This window comes from Anaerococcus provencensis, from assembly GCF_000312365.2.
In the GTDB taxonomy this organism is placed as follows: Bacteria; Bacillota; Clostridia; order Tissierellales; family Peptoniphilaceae; genus Anaerococcus; species Anaerococcus provencensis.
This window is the reverse complement of the sequence record NZ_HG003686.1, coordinates 562,278-578,245: the sequence shown is the minus strand read 5'-3', so window position 1 is coordinate 578,245 and position 15,968 is coordinate 562,278. Positions and strand designations below refer to the sequence as shown.

Genomic DNA, 15,968 nt, shown 5'->3' with positions numbered 1-15,968 from the left:
ATAATTTATCAACACCTAGTCTAATTTTTCTTCATTAGCGTTTTTATTAGCCATATTTATTGTCTTCTTTTTTCTCTTACTTACCAAATATTTCACAAAGAAAGCAATTAGTATTGCTATAAGTACTAGAGGCCAGAAAGTGATTAGGGCAATTATAAGGTCTTGGAAGAAATTTATAAATAAATGGATCGAATCACCAAAGGCTTGGGAGACTCTTCCGGCAAAATCTGGTGACCTATTGGCTACATGCTTGTAATCATAAACTTCTCTTAGACAAAGATTGTAGGTATCGTAGTATACTCTGCTGTCCATGTCCGAAATCTCAGCATTAATCTGGTCAATTTCTGCTTGAACGTCCAGAATCCTAGCCTGAATAGCCATCACATCTTCGAGATTTTCTGCCTTTTCTAGAAGTTCATTTAGTTTTTCTAGTTCGGTTTCTTTGGACTTTAGCCTTATACTTGTATCTGTGTATGTTTTTGTAAAATCATTGATGTGGTTGCTAGATGATAGGATTTTGCCATGACTTTCAAGGTCTTTCCTAAATTTTTCTGAATTATCCTTTGGAATCTTGATGCTAGCATTTAGGATTCTTATACTCTCGTCAGATTCATTAGGAAATTCACGGTCAATAGTAGATGACTGATAAAATCCACCATATTTACTAACTAATTCTTCAATACCTTGATTGTCTTTGTCAAAGTCTATTGTTTCTATGTAATAATCATAAAATCTTTCAATCTTACGCTCACTATCTGTGCTTTTTATAGGCAAACTTTCGCCATCATCAATTCCCTCTTCTTCTGCTACTTCTTCAGTTTTCATGTCACTTGGCATTTCGGCAGGAGTAGATGCCCTGTCCGTAATTTCATTAGATACGCTAGCATCCTTGGTATTGCCTGCTACACAGGCAACAAGCATGAAGCTAAAAATTATACTGATTAAAATATACCTTCTCTTTGTCATAAGTTTATCCTCCTATGATCTCTCCATATTTTTATAAGTGCTTTTACTTATATAATATTTACCCCAAAAAAATAGAGAGCCTCAGCTCTCTTTTAAAACATAGTCTATTGCTTTTTGTGGTATGCCTATATCTTCGACTATGCACTTATCGCGATATCTACTGCGTTCATATATGCCTTTTTTCATTAGTTGCATAGAAACTATCAAATCGCTATCTACTACCTCGCCCCAAGAATCTCCAGATGTAGAATCTAGGCCACTTGGTATATCTATGGAGATAATATATTTCATGGAACGATTTATCATGGCTATTACAAAGGCATAGGTTCCAGAGATAGTACGATCTAGTCCTGTGCCAAATATTCCTTCTATGATAGTAGAAACATTTTTGATATTTTCTTCCATATTTTCCATATCTTCTATTGTATCTACAAAAAACATTCGATCTGTAAGCTTTGAGCAAGCATCATAATTTGCCCTAAACTCATCACTTGCCTTATCCAAACTCCCTATAATATAAATATCTACCTGAAAGTTTCTTGCCATGAGGTTTCTAGCACAGGCAAGACCATCTGCTCCGTTGTTGCCAATGCCGACAATGACAGCAAAAGTGCGTCTTTGATTTAAGTTGATATTTTTGATGATAGCAAGGCCAGCACGCTCAACCAAGGCTAAGGCTGGTATTTTTAGTTCATTGATTGCATAAGTATCTATGGCCTGCATAGTTTCTTTGTCTACTACAAGCATATTAATCTCCTACATATCTCTAAGTCTTAAGTCTTTGCCAAATATCTCGTGTACTTCACTATTACCCACAATCCTAGAAAATATTCTAGGTCCATATGTCTCAGATAGCATACTTTCATCGTAGTTGGTGGAAAATAGTATTGGTTTTTGCGATATCATCCTAGTATTTACAATATCAAAAAGATTAGAAGTGTTGTTTTTTGATGGATATTCGCTACCCAAATCGTCTATTATGAGCAAGTCACAGTCCAAGATAAAATCATATTTTTCTTGGTGCTTATATCTTTGCTCTTCAAAGGCCCAATTGTAATCGTTTAAAAACTTGAAAAGGGACGATGAAGTCATATATAGAACCGAGAAATTTCTATCCAATAATTCTTTGGCTACAGAATTTAATAGGAACGTCTTACCACGGCCAACATCACCAAATATATAAATATTTTTTGATTCTTTCGAGAAATTATTTATATATTTCATCAAGTTGTCTTTTACAATCTTGATATTTTCCCTAGGAGTAAGTGGATAGTTGCCATAGGGATTGTCATCAAAAAGCGTATCGTCAAAGTTTGAGAAATTTTCTTTTTCTATAAGATTTTTAATATTTGATAGATTATAATTTTCATCTATTATGATCTGCTTCCTACAAGAACACATATCATTTCCCACAAAACCAGTATCTTTGCACAAATCGTGGTGGTATTTTAAGTCCATATAATCCTTGGAAAATCCATTTTCTAGCAAGAGTTTTTCTTTTAAATCTCTTAGCTTTTTTAGCTTTACTTCTAAGTTTTCAGTATCTCCACCAGATAAGGTTTGGTTTATAATGGTAAAGCCCAATTCTTTTATATTTTTTTCAAGGGATGCCATGGTTGGGATTTTTTCATAGACTTCATCTATTCGCTTATTTCTATTTATTTCATTTTCTTGTCTGCGTTTTGCCAGTATTTCACTAGCCTTATTAGATGTTTTCATTAGATTTTCCCTGTTCTAGCATTTTTTCAAAGCGCTTTTTTCTAGCTTCCTCGGCATAGGACTTGTAATCGTCTCCACTTGAAATATTTCTACTGTTTTTCTTGTATTGCCTTGGAGATTTTTTTCTTACAAGTTTTTGACGTTCTTGGTGGATTTTTAGGTCATTGAGAGATAATATATTTTGATCTCTCCATGTTTTTATAAAGCCCATCACATACTTCACATCGACATTGTTTAGCTCTTTTGCTTGGCGAAAAGCTTCTGTGATAAGTTCTGGTTCGCTATTGTAGTCTTCTATAGTTTCTTGAATCCTTGTAATATCAGCTGGAGTTAAGGCCCTACCAATAATATTTTCTACATTGTTAAACATTATTTGCTTGCGGCTAGATTTGTCAAAGCTAGCTTCATTGACCTCATCATATGTTTTCTTATTGTCACCATAGATCATTTGCCTAAAAGAAACAATTTCTATGTATTCACTGCCATTTAGATCCAATTTCTTACGAAAGGCACCCATATTTACCCAATAATCTATAGCGTTTTTGATATCCTCATCAGAATATTTTAGAATCTTTTTGATTTTGTCTATGTCTACAGAACCCTCGTTATATATGTCCTTATATACCAAGAGATAAAACTTGAGATTCTCGCCATCCACCATACCTAGATAGGTATTTAAAAACATATTTTCAAGGGGTGTGGTTCCTAAATCAACTTTCAAATTTTCAAGTGTGAAGTTCATAATAATCATCCTTTGTAAGTTTCATCTTCAGTATCTTAGAATATATCAAATTGCCGTGCATTTCAAAATATCTATCGTCAAATTCTATGTCTTGGTTTTCAAAAAGTTCGCTATCAAAGCCAGTTTCCTTAAAACCTAACTTTTGGTAGAGATTTAAGGCCCTTTGGTTAAATAGATTAACTTCAAGAAGCATGACTTTGAATTTTAAATCATTAAAATAATAGTCCAGTAAAACAAGCATTGCATCATAACCATAGCCAAGGGATACAAAATGTGCATCAAAAACTATACCCAAAAGTGCCTTTTTTGTAAGAGGATTGTAGTTTTTTAGCCCTACAAAGCCAATAAATCTATCATCTTCATATCTTTTTACAGCAAAATACTTTTTCCTTGGTGTACAGATGGAATTGTACCAAAAGTTTATTTCGAAATCTGAAAGATTACCATAATTATATCCAGAAAGCCTGGGATCTTCATAATCTTCCCAGTTATTAAGTTGGTAGGCCGTAGACCTTGTCATTCTCTCAAGGTAGACTCTTTTTTGCTCGCTATTAGTAGGCATTTTCTTCTCTGTATGATAGGTCTCTAAATGTAGTACATGGCTTGTTAAAGAATAGGTCTATAGTTCCAGTAGAGCCATTCCTGTGCTTAGCCACAATTACCTTGGCTATATTTGGATTATCTTCTTCATCGTAATAGTCTTCCCTGTATAGAAGCATTACTACATCGGCATCTTGCTCTATAGCTCCTGATTCTCTCAAATCTGATAGGATTGGCTTGTGATCAGCCCTCTTATCAGCCTCACGGGATAGTTGGGCTAGAGATAGGATAGGACAATTTAACTCTTTTGATAAAGATTTGAGCCCTCTGGATATGGATGCTATTTCGTTTTGCCTATTTTCTTTGCTGGAGTCTGCACTCATCAATTGTAGATAGTCTATAACTACAAGGTCTAGGCCACTTTCTGCCTTAAGTCTTTTTAGCTTTGATCTCATTTCAGATAGGGATATAGCTGGAGTTTCATCGACATAGAGGTCCTTATCTACAATCTCTCTTACTGACCTAAATAACAATTCCCATTCGTCATCCTTTATCCTACCATTCATAACTTGCTCTAAATCTATCATAGATACCATTGATATGAGCCTGTAGTTTAATTGAAGGGTAGACATTTCTAGGGAAAAGAAGGCTACAGACTTGCCCTCTTTGGCTGCATTCCATGCCATAGTAAGTCCAAGGGCTGTTTTTCCCATAGCAGGGCGCGCGGCAAGTAGGATAAGCTGAGATGGTTGAAGGCCTGATAGTTTCATGTCTATGGAAGATAGTCCTGTTGGAACTCCAGTTATATCTCCATCATTTAAAGATAACTCGTTGATGATTTGTATTGTCTCATCTAGGGTATCTCCAACTTTGGTTAGGCCGTCGTTTAGTTTATCTTGGGATATATCAAATATTTTGCTTTCAGCTACTTCTAGTATTGTTGAAACATCGTCACTTTGCCTGTAGCTTAGCTCCATTATATCGTTACTTGCCCCTATAAGACTTCTTAGCAGCGCTTTTTCTTTGACTGTCTTTGCGTATGTATCAATATTTGGAGTATAAAATGAGGAGAGGGTAATCTCAGCGATAAACTCCTCCCCTCCAACTTCTTGTAATATATTTTCATTCCTCAACTGGGATAATAAGCTCACTTCGTCTACCTTGATGTCTTTTTCAAACATGGTGACTATGGACTTATATATCCTTTGTGTCCTGGAATCATAAAAGTCTACAGGTTTTATTATTTGATTTGCTCTATCGAAAGTTTCGTTTTTCTTAAGTATACTTCCGATAATAGCCTTCTCTGCTAAGAAGTCATATGGAAGAGGCCTACTTGCCTCAGTCATTAAGCTTCCTCAGCTACTACTTCTACTTTAAGATCAGCGTTAACTTCTGGGTATAGTCTTACATTTAGAGTAAATTCGCCAGTTCCTTCGATTTTTTCAAGGCCTTCGATTCTCTTTCTGTCAACTTCGATACCATTTTCAGCTAGTGACTCTGCTAGATCTTTGTTTGTGATAGAACCAAATAGTTTACCATCTTCACCAACGTTTACTTTTTGTGTAAGTGTTAGAGCTTCGATTTTTTCTTTTAGTTCTTCCGCTTCTTTTCTGTTTTGTGCTTCTTCTTCTTTTAATTTTGCTTGCATTTCTTCAAGTTCAGCCATGTTCTTTTTGTTAGCTTCTACTGCAAGTCCTTGTGGGTTAAGGTAATTTCTAAAATAACCTGGTTTTACATCTACAAGGTCTCCCTTAACGCCTACTCTTACGATATTATCTGTTAGTATTACTTTCATCTTCTTCTTCCTCTCTTAAATATTCAATTATTGCTTTTCTTAGCAATTCTTCAGCATTTTCCATGCTCATGTCAAGCTGGGTTGCAGCCGCTGTTAGATGGCCTCCCCCTCCGATGCGCTCTAATATTAATTGTACACTTATATCGCCCAAGCTTCTACCAGAGATGTGAATTTTATTGTGAGATCTGGTCAGTACAAAGCTTGCCTTTACACCCTTTATAGTCAAAAGATCATCTGCTGCTTGACTTGCTATAAGTGTTGATCCATCAATATCTCTATTGAAATGACCAATAGCAATCATATTATTTACTATACTCGAATCAGCTATAACTTCCGACTTATATTTAACAATTTCAAAATCATCTTTAAACATTCTCTTGATATAAACTGAATCTGCTCCCCAACGTTTTAGTATACTTGCCGCCTCAAAGGTACGAACTCCTGTTTGATAAACAAAGTTTTTTGTATCAACGGTGATTCCTGCTAAGAGTGACTCAGCTATTTGGGTTCTCGCCTTGAAATTTTCATCCAAGTAATTTAGGATTTCTGTAACAAGCTCTGATGCACTTGATGCATAAGGTTCTATATATGATATTGTAGATTTCTTGATGTAGTCATTGCCACGTCTGTGGTGGTCTATTATAACAATCTGATCGGCCTTTTCTATTATGTCTGGTGCTTCTGTAGAGTTTTTCCTATGATTGTCTACAACTACTACAAGTGATGAAGGCCTTAAGATATTAAGTGCTTCTTCTTCTGTCAATATATTATCCCTAAGCTCTTCTAGGTTTGAAGTTGTAGATGAGTACATATTTTCAATTTGTCTAGGAACTTCGTTAAGAATAATATATGGCTTTTTCTTTAGAAATCTTACACCCTCATATACACCAAGAGCCGCCCCAAAAGAGTCCATGTCAGGGTTGTTGTGTCCCATAATAAATACTTCTGATGATGCAAGGATCATTCTTTTTAAAGCACCAGATATTACTCTAGACTTAACCTTTGAAGTTTTTTCTGTTGCCTTACTCTTACCACCAAAGTACTCGTAGTTATCTTTTACTTTTACTACTGCCTGGTCCCCACCACGAGATAGGGCTATGTCAATTGCAACTCTAGAATCATCGTAAATTTCATTTGGTGATGATCCAGATATTCCAGCCCCTATTGATAGGGTTGGGTTAATAGTATTGCCCAAAGATATTTCCCTGATATCATCTAGGATTGAGAATTTAGAATCATAGATATCTTGATAATCTTGATATTCCATAACTACCATAAATCTATCATTCTCATATTTTCTAACCACACCATGATGGGAATTGAAATACTCTGTAATAGTCCTATCAATTGTACCCAAAACCTGTGGTCTATTGATGGCATCAGTAGAGTTTCTCAAATCTTCGTAATTGTCCAAAAATACTGTAAAAAATACAAGTCTCTTATCCTTAAAGAGCTGTTTTATGGACTCATCATAGGTATTATCGATACCATATAAAAAAGTCTCTCTAGTATCAAGCTCGTCGTTTCTCACACTTGAAATATGAAATTGTATAACCCTGCCATCTATTTCAGTTGTAACTGGCACAGTTAATTCTCTTTCTTCAAAATCGACTTCAGATAAGCTTGGCAAAACATCATCTATAGGATTTCCTATTAGCTCTTCTTCAGGAAATAAATTCCTAAAGTCGGTGTTGTGCCATTTTATGTTATCGTCAGCATCTAGGACTACAATAGGAAAAGGCATTTCAAAAACTAAGTTTTTTGTTATGCTATCAAAACTTGATTCGACCTCGTCAACATAACGTTGCAAGAGCTTTTCATTGGAATCACTTAAGTTGCTCAAATAAAAATACAAGGCCAAACATAGTATAAGGGCTATGAGCGATAAAATCTTACTATAGAAAAATAAAACTATAGATAAGGCCACTGGTAAAGCCAAGGCATAAAATATTTTTTCTTTTTCATTTGGTCTAAATTTGTCCATAAGACCTCCTAGATTTGTTTCTTATATCCATAAAGATATCAGCAAAGCCTATTATTACAAAAAATACGGCAAATATATAAAAGAATACTATTACAAAGAACCACTGCAATCCTCTAGACAATAAGGATTTTCTCCTACTTAGCATGTAATCATATACTCCCATACCATTAAACAATAAAATACTAAGGCAAATCCATATTAAATTTGTTCTTATATATATATCCTTTACTCCCAAAAATCTTGCAATGAAGTAAAGAATGATAGAAGCAATTATTATAGTAGAAAAATCCTTTTTATCCAGTCTTATATCTCTTAAAGCTACCATATCCTTGCCAATTTTCTTATAGGCTAGGTAATTTCTTATAATCCTAAGACTAATTGCACTATATATTAAGGATAGACTTGCAATCATAGCTGGATATAGGACAAAAACTGATTCTATGTACTCTAATTTTAAATCATAGGTGGTGTTAAGCTTAAGCTCTTCATATAAGTCATTTGCCAATGTTTTTATATCCAAACCAGCATCTACCATGGCAAGCTTATAGACTATTATAAGGATAAGGCTTATTATAAGAAAGCTAATCAAAATCTTATACTTATCACTTATAGTAGACCTAGTCATTGCTATAAAAAGTAGACTTATCAAAAATATCGGAACAAGATCAAAGGCTATAACATCAGGACTGATAAACATAAAAGCAATTAAGATTGCCATTAGCAAAGATATGCCAAATTCTTTAAAACCCTTTGTAAGGTAAACTAGGGCTAAAAGTATAGGACAAGTTGCAAAAAGCAAAACATTGCCACCAGTCACCAATAATAAAACTGTTATGATTGCTCCAATAGAAAGATAATCAACAATTTTATTTATATTTTTACTAATTTCCATAAAATTCCTTTCACTTAATTCTAGCATAAAGAGCCATTATAAACAATCCAAGAAATTTATGCTTTGTATATCTTACTATTTCTTTACCCACATTCAATTGATTAATAAATAAAACATAAATTTAAAAAGTGCCAAGAATAAATCTCAGCACTTTTAATCTATATATCCAAAATATTTAATAGTTCATTCCTATAATCAGTAAATTCTTTGCTTGTCCTATTTCTAGGATAGTCAAGTTCTATTGGAACTATCTCTTTGATCCTTCCTGGCCTTGGTTCCATGACTATAACTTTAGTTGACATATAAACAGCCTCATCAACATCATGAGTTACCATTATAGTCATATTCTTTTCTTCATCCCACAGTTTTAGTATCTCATCTTGCATGTTCATTCTTGTAAATGCATCCAAGGCACCAAGAGGTTCATCAAGAAGTAAGACTTCTGGCTTGTTTACCATAGTTCTGATTAATGAAATTCTTTGGGCCATACCACCTGATAAGTTTGATGGGTAAGAGTTTTTGAAATCTAATAGACCCACTTTCTTTAGCATTTGATCAATTGTCTTATCGTCGACTTTTTCTTCACTTTTTAGCTTACCAGAAAATCCTACATTATCTTTTACACTAAGCCATGGAAATAGGGTTGATTTTTGAAATACCATTCCCCTACTACTTGAAGGTCCTGTGATTTCTTCTCCATCTAGATAAATATTTCCTGTAGTGGGAACTATAAGGCCTGCTATAAGTCTAAGTATTGTAGACTTTCCACATCCTGACGGACCAACTATACTTACAAACTCATTTTCTCTTATGGAAAAATTAATGTCCTCAAGAGCTGTAGTTATAAATTCACTATCAGATCTTACGAATGATTTTGATACATCTTTAAATTCTAATTTACTCATCTAATAGTTCCTCCATTTCTCCATTTTAAGGCCCTTTTACTAATTTGCTTTATAACCATATTTACCAAAATAAAGGTAAGTGCAAGTAGAATTATAGCTCCGTACATGGAGGAATAATCAGCCCACGAGCTCTTCCATGTTATATACCAGCCAAGTCCACTTTCTACCCCAAGCATTTCTGCAACGATTAGGGCATTACAAGCTGCAGACATACCAGCTATAAGTCCTTGAAAAATATTTGGTGTAGCTGATGGAATTGCAACCTTTTTTACTAGCTCTGTATTGGTTGCTCCTAGGGTTTGGGCAGCCTCATAATAGGCAGGATCGACACTTCTCATACCTGTTATGGTTGCTAGAGTTGTAGAAAACCAAACACCTAATCCTATTATAAATACTGCTCCTTGGAAAAGATTTATAGCAATTACCATAACAACAGGTAACCAAGTTGTAGTTGGGATTGGTCCAAGGATTTTTAAAAATGGGTCTACCCAATAGTTTACTTTATCAAAGTAACCAGCCAGTATTCCAGTAATTATCCCCAATACTCCACCTATAATATAGCCTGTAAATAAAAGTTTTAGTGAACTTAATACAGATTCAGCCAAAAATGCATTATCAGCCTTCATGGAATTAAATATCATATCTATCCATGGAAAATATGGCAAGGCCAGTTTTGATGTTTTTAGGGTCAAGATATCATAAATCATTAGCAAGATATATATAAAAGTATACCTTGGAGCCTTATAAAGCAATTGGTCTCTTAAATTTTCCTTATTTGTCGAAATTAGAAGAGCAATTACATAAATACTTGTAAGTATGGCCAGAAATCCTGGATATAAATTAGTTTTTGCTAATCCAGGATTTTGTTCTGGTAAAAAGTAGTATTCAACAATGGCCAGGATTCCCGCAATTATTGGTAGGGCTAAGCTAATTCTTTCCTTAGTTTTATTTCTTGGTTTTGATTCAAGCTTGATTAACTCATCTTTTGTTAATCTTTCTTTTTCTTTTCTATTCGGTTTTTTGGGATTTAATTGATTATCTTTATCCATAGACCTTCCTTAATTCTTTTTGACTACTTCAACTTCCCCGTTTCCAAGTGGTTTCCATAATTCTTTAACTAGATCATCTGTCGATCTGTTTTTATCAATAAGATTTAGTTCTTTGTAGTCATCAAAATAGCTACGAATAGTTGTTTCACCGTCAGCATTTGTAAGTGTGTAGTCATATGCTTTTAGTAGTTTGGTTGCTACTTCTGGGTCTCCAGCTGCAAGGTTTTTATCTTGAAGTAATTTTACTGCTTCTGCTGGATTTTCTGCTGCATATTGATTTCCTTTTTCAATAGCTTCTGCAACAAGTTCTGCAAGCATTGGATTTTGTTCAACAAATTCTTTGTTAAAGGCAGTTACACAGCAAACTTCAGAACCAAAGTCTTCATCTGTAGTTAAAGATCTCACTGGTCTGATTTTTCCCACTTTGCAAGAATTCTTGGGCAAATTGGTCATCTAGAACTGCCCCTTGGATTTCCCCACTTTCAAGTGATTGGATTACAGCAGCTGCATCAACAGGTTTTACTGTAACATCATCTGGATTTACATCATCGTGGATTAAAAATCTTAAAAGTGTATTGTGTCCGCTATTTCCTATACCATTTGTTACAGCAACTGATTGGTCAACCATATCTGCTGTTGATTGGTATTTACTATCATCTAGGACGTAAAGTGATTTACATCCTGAGTGAGATGCAGTTGAGAATACATATTGTAGTCCCTTTGTAGCTGGGACGATTAGTGAACCAAATTCACCAGTCATAGCATCAAGTTGACCACTTGAAAGCGCATCTTTTCCAGTTTTTGTATTTACAAATTCTACGTCTACACCATTTTCTTCAAAATATCCATTGATTTCTGCAAGGTTTTGACCAGCTATACATAAGTCTCCATCAAAACCAATTTTTACCTTTGTACCATATCTTGGCTCTTCTTCTAGTGTAGCTGCCTTGGTAACATTTTGATCTTGGCTAATATTTGTATCTGATTTTTGGTCATTGCTTGCATTTTGATTTCCGCAAGCTGAAAGAGTCAATCCTCCAAGTAAGATTAACGCTAAAAGTTTATTGTTTTTCATTATTATTCTCTCCTTATTTATTCATCACAACAGCTATGTTGTTCAATTTTGCTCATGTCAAAGTTCTCATCCATAAAATCAACCACTTCAAGGTCATCTGCCATGTGGTCATTATGGTTTGTATGTTTATTAGCTTGAATATGGTTATTGGCATTGCTGCATCCTGTAAGCCCAAGACTTACAATTAAAGCTAGCAAGTAAAACTTCTTTATATATTTCACATCCTTCCTTTGTAGATAAATTTACATAAACAAATAAAAAACCCGTCCAAAAAAGGACGAGCTAATCGTGGTTCCACCTTAATTTATTTTAAGAAAAATTCTTAAAACCTCAATGTGCTTAACGGGCACTAGCGTTATAGCCTACTATAATTTCGGTATAAAACTCAAAGATGCACTTCCACAGACTTTCTATGATTTTTCTCAGCTAATAAATCTCTCTGTAATAGAAAATTTCTGTGTACTCTCTCTTTTCGACGTTTTTATTTATGTACTAGGAAATATACACCATCAAAAATATAAAGCCAAGTCTTTTTATAAATATATTTTGTTCTTAAAATAATTTGATATTTTTCTGTTGTAATGTTTCTCTTTAGTTCAAAAAAATACCTAGTATACTATAATTAGGTGAAATTTACAGAGGTGAATCATGGATTTACAAAATTATGATATTTCAATCATTAGTGACCCACATGTTTTAAGCGGGGATTTGATATCAAATAGTGAAGAATTTATTAAAGAAATAAAAGTAGAAAGAAAACTAACAGTAGAAAGTGAGGCCTTGTTCAAAGAAGCCCTAGCAATGGTCGATAAGGCCAATAGCCAGTTTTTATTTTTGCCAGGAGATTTGGTAAAAGAAGGAGAATACAAGTCTCATGAATTTGTAAGAGAAAACTTGCTAGCATGGAAAAGTAAAAATGAAGATAGAGAAATTTTTCTAATTCCAGGCAATCACGATTTGAATAACCATAGGTCCTACGATTTCAAAGATAATAGAAAAGCAAAAAATACCAATCCTAAGGAATTCTATGACCTATATATGTTTGTTTACGAAAACAAATATGTCCTAGAAATGTACAAAGATTCGACAATATTTCATAATTATTTGGATAGAATCAACAAAGAATACGACAGAGAGGAAAAATATTCCTACTACGCTCATGGATATTTTTCCTATGTAGCAAGGATCCCAAGCAGAAGAAATGATAACACAGGCCTAAGCCTCATATGTGTAGATACTTCCATATATTCTGCGGATACAGAACAAAATCATAGGGATAATAGAGAAAATGTACCAGGTTCTATCATTGTTGAACAGATGAAGTGGATTGTAGATAAAATTGATGAGGCAAAAAGTAGAAATGATCTTATCTTTGTCATGGCCCACCATGCCCTTATGCCAAATTTTAGAAATCAGGAGCTGGTATTCTCACCTTTTATCATAAAGGAATGGAGAAGTAAGTATGAATGTGATGACCCAAGGATTGATGGCAAAACTCCTATAGAAGCCCTTGCTGACAATGGTGTCAAATTTGTATTTACTGGCCACCTCCACGAAAATGGTACAGCTAAATATATTTCAGAGATGGGAAATGTTATTTATGATATACAAACAGGTTCTACTGTTACCTATCCACTTCCAATTAGGCATATAAAAGTCATAAACCAGGTAGCAGAAAAAAACGGCTATGAAGTTTATATAAAAACTGAACTAATCAAAGAATTTATCTATATGAACTTAAATGGCGAGTATGAAATAATCAAAGATGCCATCAACTATACTATAGGTAAGCAACTAAGCCTAGAAGATGTTGTACATAACTATATCAGAATCCAGGCCAACAATCCAAAATATAGTCATATAGATATACAAAGTGAAGTGTCAAGACTGCTTTCAAATCGCTTAAATAAAGAGGTCCCAGAAAAAGGATATGTTAATGACCTGATATTTCCAAGAATTGAAAAGTATTTTCCTATAGGCAAAAAACGTGCAAGGGTATTTGTAAAAAGAGTAAATGATGAGTATCAGTTCTTCATAAGAGCAACTGGCAATAGTATCTATATCAAGGCCTCAAATTTGGAAGAATCCATAAATATAATTCTTGATCAAATAGAAAGCAAAATCCTTATACCCTACAAGGTAGTTCAGGATATGGAAAAGATTATTCATAAAGCTTGGTCTATGCCTATAGATAATGCTGGCCATAGCTTTTATGACTTTGTAAATTATATTTACCAATACAAGCCAATCGGAGAGGAAGAAAGACCAGCATATGTAAGCAAAATGATTGATAATCTAAATAATCCTGATTACGACATTATCGATTTGGTTTTGGATTATGCAAGTGATGAAATAAATGAAGTTTTTGATAGGTTCACCAGCTCCATCAAACTTGAAAAAGATGGAAGCAAGCAAAAATTCTTTGATGATTTGATACAAACTGAAGGCTGGGCATCGAAGCTTACCTACAAGTATTTAAGATATAAGGTTAATAATTTAAGAGACCTATTGGATTTCTTTTCAAAGTTTTTGACTGGAAAAAAAATATAAAAGGTGTTGATTTGGCTAAGAGGATTGTTAAACTCAAGGCTGTAAGAAGAGCAAAGGAAAATTTCTCTAACCAAATGTTTGGCCAATCTAGCCTTAGACAGTTTGTCATTGACATGGTTAATTCAATGAGTGATGAAATGGTCGAAATCTACCAAAATGAAGAATTAAATGAACTAGAAAAATACTTTAACTACGTAGTATATGATGATACAAAATAAGGGGCTGTTGCTAAAGCAATAGTCCCTTTTAAAGTATTTAATATCCACTATCTTCCCCAAAAACTGGGTCTTGGGTAAAGTTTATTCCTAATTTTCTAAGCATTCTCTTTTCACTGTCATTTAAAATGACTGTGCTGTGCGCATCTAAAGTTTTTAAGTTTTTAATCTCTTCCATGGCCATATGAGTCAGAGGATTGGTTGTAGCTGAAATAGCTAGGGCTATTAGCATCTCATTTATTGATAATGATGGTTCAGTTTCTCCCAAGGACTTGGTCTTTAGGTTTGAAACAGGCTCAATTATATGTGGACTTAAAAGTAGGATTTCATCGTCAAGATTTCCTAGCTTTTTGAGGGCATTTAGTATACAAGCTGCAGGAGCTGTAAATAGTTTGGATTTTTTGCCTCTCATTATTCTTCCATCAGCTAGCTCTATAGCAAAAGATTCTTTGCCAGTTAATTCTTCTTTCTCACGAGCAGCTAAGGCAACCTTTCTATCTTCTGGACTAATGTCAAGGTTTGACATTAAGGTTTGTATTTTTTCTACACAAGAATAAGATTCTTTAGCAAATCTAAAATCAACTAGGGAGTTATAGTATCTCCTTACTATCTCATCCTTCGATGCTTCTATGGCAGCCTCATTGTCAGTGATACAAAATCCAACCATGTTGACACCCATATCTGTCGGAGATTTGTATGGTGTTTGCCCCATAATTTTTTCTAGCATTCTCTTTAAAACTGGGAAGGCCTCTACATCTCTATTGTAAGAAACAGCAAGCTTTCCATAGGCTTCTAGATGGTAAGGATCTATCATATTTACATCGTTAAGGTTGGCAGTTGCTGCTTCATAGGCAATATTTACCGGATGCATTAGTCCAAGATTCCATATTGGGAAAGTCTCAAACTTTGCATAAGATGATCTTTTGCCTCTCTCATAATCCAAATACATTAAGGATAGGGCTGTGGCCATTTTACCTGATCCAGGTCCTGGACCTGTTATGACTACAAGAGGTCTATCGGTCTCCACATAGTCATTTTTGCCGAAACCATCTTTTGACAAAATATGATCTATATCATTTGGATAGCCCTTGATATCGTAAGACCTATGGTGGGTTATTGAAAGGTTATCCAAATACTTTTCAAATCTTAGGACTTTTTCTCCATTGTTAAACTGAGTAATTACTATTGAGTTTACCAAAAATCCCTTTTGTTCAAAGGCTTGCTTTAGCCTAATGGTTTCAGTGTCGTAAGATATCTCATTATCCCCTCTGATTTTGTTACTTTCTATATCATTGGCATTAATAGTTATGATAATTTCTGTTTGATCTTTGATGCTATCTAGCATTCTAAGCTTAGAATCTGGCAAAAACCCTGGCAAAACTCTTGATGCATGTCCATCGTCAAATAGTTTACCACCAAATTCTAGATATAATTTATCAAAGTGACTTATTCGTTCTAATATTTTTTCTGATTGAAGTTTTATGTATTTATCATTGTCAAAGGCAATCTTTTTCATTCCTTCCTCCTAGCTTTCCT

General features: G+C 34.2%; 17 protein-coding genes and 1 other annotated feature. Of the genes, 2 read left to right on the top strand and 15 right to left on the bottom strand.

All coding sequences use genetic code 11. The features are described from left to right. Positions 1-15: 15 nt before the first annotated feature. The 14 genes from BN38_RS05505 to BN38_RS05445 form a co-directional block, all read right to left on the bottom strand. On the bottom strand, positions 16-966 hold the full coding sequence (locus BN38_RS05505; RefSeq protein ID WP_044565972.1) for a DUF4349 domain-containing protein: 951 nt from the start codon (positions 964-966) through the stop codon (positions 16-18). A gap of 81 nt (positions 967-1,047) precedes the next feature. After that, on the bottom strand, positions 1,048-1,713 hold the full coding sequence (locus tag BN38_RS05500) for an NAD(P)H-hydrate epimerase (protein ID WP_044565971.1): 666 nt from the start codon (positions 1,711-1,713) through the stop codon (positions 1,048-1,050). Positions 1,714-1,722: 9 nt separating this feature from the next. Continuing rightward, positions 1,723-2,685 (bottom strand): ATP-binding protein, encoded by a 963-nt coding sequence (locus tag BN38_RS05495; protein WP_044565969.1) that lies wholly within the window; start codon positions 2,683-2,685, stop codon positions 1,723-1,725. Continuing rightward, positions 2,672-3,427 (bottom strand): DnaD domain-containing protein, encoded by a 756-nt coding sequence (locus BN38_RS05490; protein ID WP_084593756.1) that lies wholly within the window; start codon positions 3,425-3,427, stop codon positions 2,672-2,674. The genes BN38_RS05495 and BN38_RS05490 overlap by 14 nt, the downstream gene beginning before the upstream one ends. Further along, positions 3,411-3,989, bottom strand: a complete 579-nt coding sequence (locus tag BN38_RS05485) for a GNAT family N-acetyltransferase (protein ID WP_044565966.1) — start codon at positions 3,987-3,989, stop codon at positions 3,411-3,413. The genes BN38_RS05490 and BN38_RS05485 overlap by 17 nt, the downstream gene beginning before the upstream one ends. Continuing rightward, positions 3,979-5,313 carry a replicative DNA helicase gene (gene dnaB / locus BN38_RS05480; protein ID WP_044565965.1) on the bottom strand — a complete coding sequence of 445 codons (1,335 nt, stop codon included), beginning with the start codon at positions 5,311-5,313 and terminating at the stop codon, positions 3,979-3,981. The genes BN38_RS05485 and dnaB overlap by 11 nt, the downstream gene beginning before the upstream one ends. Then, positions 5,313-5,762, bottom strand: coding sequence for a 50S ribosomal protein L9 (gene rplI, locus BN38_RS05475; RefSeq protein ID WP_044565964.1), 450 nt, complete (start codon positions 5,760-5,762; stop codon positions 5,313-5,315). The genes dnaB and rplI overlap by 1 nt, the downstream gene beginning before the upstream one ends. Further along, the gene (locus tag BN38_RS05470) at positions 5,740-7,746 is read right to left on the bottom strand and encodes a DHH family phosphoesterase (protein ID WP_044565963.1); all 2,007 of its coding nucleotides are present in this window, start codon (positions 7,744-7,746) and stop codon (positions 5,740-5,742) included. The genes rplI and BN38_RS05470 overlap by 23 nt, the downstream gene beginning before the upstream one ends. Further along, a complete protein-coding gene (locus BN38_RS05465; protein WP_044565962.1) occupies positions 7,733-8,638 on the bottom strand; it encodes a DUF2232 domain-containing protein in 906 nt (301 codons plus the stop codon). Before BN38_RS05465 ends, BN38_RS05470 begins: the two co-directional genes overlap by 14 nt. A 158-nt stretch (positions 8,639-8,796) precedes the next feature. Next, a complete protein-coding gene (locus BN38_RS05460; RefSeq protein WP_044565961.1) occupies positions 8,797-9,543 on the bottom strand; it encodes an ABC transporter ATP-binding protein in 747 nt (248 codons plus the stop codon). Next, positions 9,540-10,592 (bottom strand): ABC transporter permease, encoded by a 1,053-nt coding sequence (locus BN38_RS05455; protein ID WP_084593754.1) that lies wholly within the window; start codon positions 10,590-10,592, stop codon positions 9,540-9,542. Before BN38_RS05455 ends, BN38_RS05460 begins: the two co-directional genes overlap by 4 nt. Positions 10,593-10,601: 9 nt before the next feature. After that, positions 10,602-10,997, bottom strand: a complete 396-nt coding sequence (locus BN38_RS11355) for a substrate-binding domain-containing protein (RefSeq protein WP_230197733.1) — start codon at positions 10,995-10,997, stop codon at positions 10,602-10,604. Continuing rightward, positions 10,975-11,667 (bottom strand): ABC transporter substrate-binding protein, encoded by a 693-nt coding sequence (locus BN38_RS05450; RefSeq protein WP_230197732.1) that lies wholly within the window; start codon positions 11,665-11,667, stop codon positions 10,975-10,977. The genes BN38_RS11355 and BN38_RS05450 overlap by 23 nt, the downstream gene beginning before the upstream one ends. A gap of 17 nt (positions 11,668-11,684) precedes the next feature. Then, complete coding sequence (locus tag BN38_RS05445; RefSeq protein WP_044565960.1) at positions 11,685-11,888, bottom strand: putative periplasmic lipoprotein; 204 nt, start codon at positions 11,886-11,888, stop codon at positions 11,685-11,687. A gap of 49 nt (positions 11,889-11,937) precedes the next feature. Continuing rightward, positions 11,938-12,152: a binding site (T-box leader), on the bottom strand. Between the two features lie 163 nt (positions 12,153-12,315). Between BN38_RS05445 and BN38_RS05440 the strand changes: the two genes are divergently transcribed. Both BN38_RS05440 and BN38_RS11350 read left to right on the top strand, forming a co-directional pair. Then, positions 12,316-14,217 carry a metallophosphoesterase family protein gene (locus tag BN38_RS05440; protein WP_230197731.1) on the top strand — a complete coding sequence of 634 codons (1,902 nt, stop codon included), beginning with the start codon at positions 12,316-12,318 and terminating at the stop codon, positions 14,215-14,217. Between the two features lie 11 nt (positions 14,218-14,228). Further along, positions 14,229-14,435 carry a hypothetical protein gene (locus tag BN38_RS11350; protein ID WP_230197730.1) on the top strand — a complete coding sequence of 69 codons (207 nt, stop codon included), beginning with the start codon at positions 14,229-14,231 and terminating at the stop codon, positions 14,433-14,435. Positions 14,436-14,472: 37 nt separating this feature from the next. Here the strand turns inward: BN38_RS11350 and BN38_RS05435 are convergent, their stop codons facing one another. Further along, entirely contained in the window at positions 14,473-15,948 is a 1,476-nt protein-coding gene (locus BN38_RS05435) for a DUF1846 domain-containing protein (protein ID WP_044565959.1), read from the bottom strand. Positions 15,949-15,968 lie beyond the last annotated feature (20 nt).

Bases quoted from the DNA above. Each gene is read 5' to 3' on its own strand.
- BN38_RS05460 (WP_044565961.1), bottom strand. From the start codon at position 9,543: ATGAGTAAATTAGAATTTAAAGATGTATCAAAATCATTCGTAAGATCT.
- BN38_RS05455 (WP_084593754.1), bottom strand. From the start codon at position 10,592: ATGGATAAAGATAATCAATTAAATCCCAAAAAACCGAATAGAAAAGAA.
- BN38_RS05495 (WP_044565969.1), bottom strand. From the start codon at position 2,685: ATGAAAACATCTAATAAGGCTAGTGAAATACTGGCAAAACGCAGACAA.
- BN38_RS05490 (WP_084593756.1), bottom strand. From the start codon at position 3,427: ATGAACTTCACACTTGAAAATTTGAAAGTTGATTTAGGAACCACACCC.
- BN38_RS05500 (WP_044565971.1), bottom strand. From the start codon at position 1,713: ATGCTTGTAGTAGACAAAGAAACTATGCAGGCCATAGATACTTATGCA.
- BN38_RS05440 (WP_230197731.1), top strand. From the start codon at position 12,316: ATGGATTTACAAAATTATGATATTTCAATCATTAGTGACCCACATGTT.
- rplI (WP_044565964.1), bottom strand. From the start codon at position 5,762: ATGAAAGTAATACTAACAGATAATATCGTAAGAGTAGGCGTTAAGGGA.
- BN38_RS05485 (WP_044565966.1), bottom strand. From the start codon at position 3,989: ATGCCTACTAATAGCGAGCAAAAAAGAGTCTACCTTGAGAGAATGACA.
- BN38_RS05450 (WP_230197732.1), bottom strand. From the start codon at position 11,667: ATGAAAAACAATAAACTTTTAGCGTTAATCTTACTTGGAGGATTGACT.
- BN38_RS05465 (WP_044565962.1), bottom strand. From the start codon at position 8,638: ATGGAAATTAGTAAAAATATAAATAAAATTGTTGATTATCTTTCTATT.
- dnaB (WP_044565965.1), bottom strand. From the start codon at position 5,313: ATGACTGAGGCAAGTAGGCCTCTTCCATATGACTTCTTAGCAGAGAAG.
- BN38_RS05470 (WP_044565963.1), bottom strand. From the start codon at position 7,746: ATGGACAAATTTAGACCAAATGAAAAAGAAAAAATATTTTATGCCTTG.
- BN38_RS05435 (WP_044565959.1), bottom strand. From the start codon at position 15,948: ATGAAAAAGATTGCCTTTGACAATGATAAATACATAAAACTTCAATCA.
- BN38_RS05505 (WP_044565972.1), bottom strand. From the start codon at position 966: ATGACAAAGAGAAGGTATATTTTAATCAGTATAATTTTTAGCTTCATG.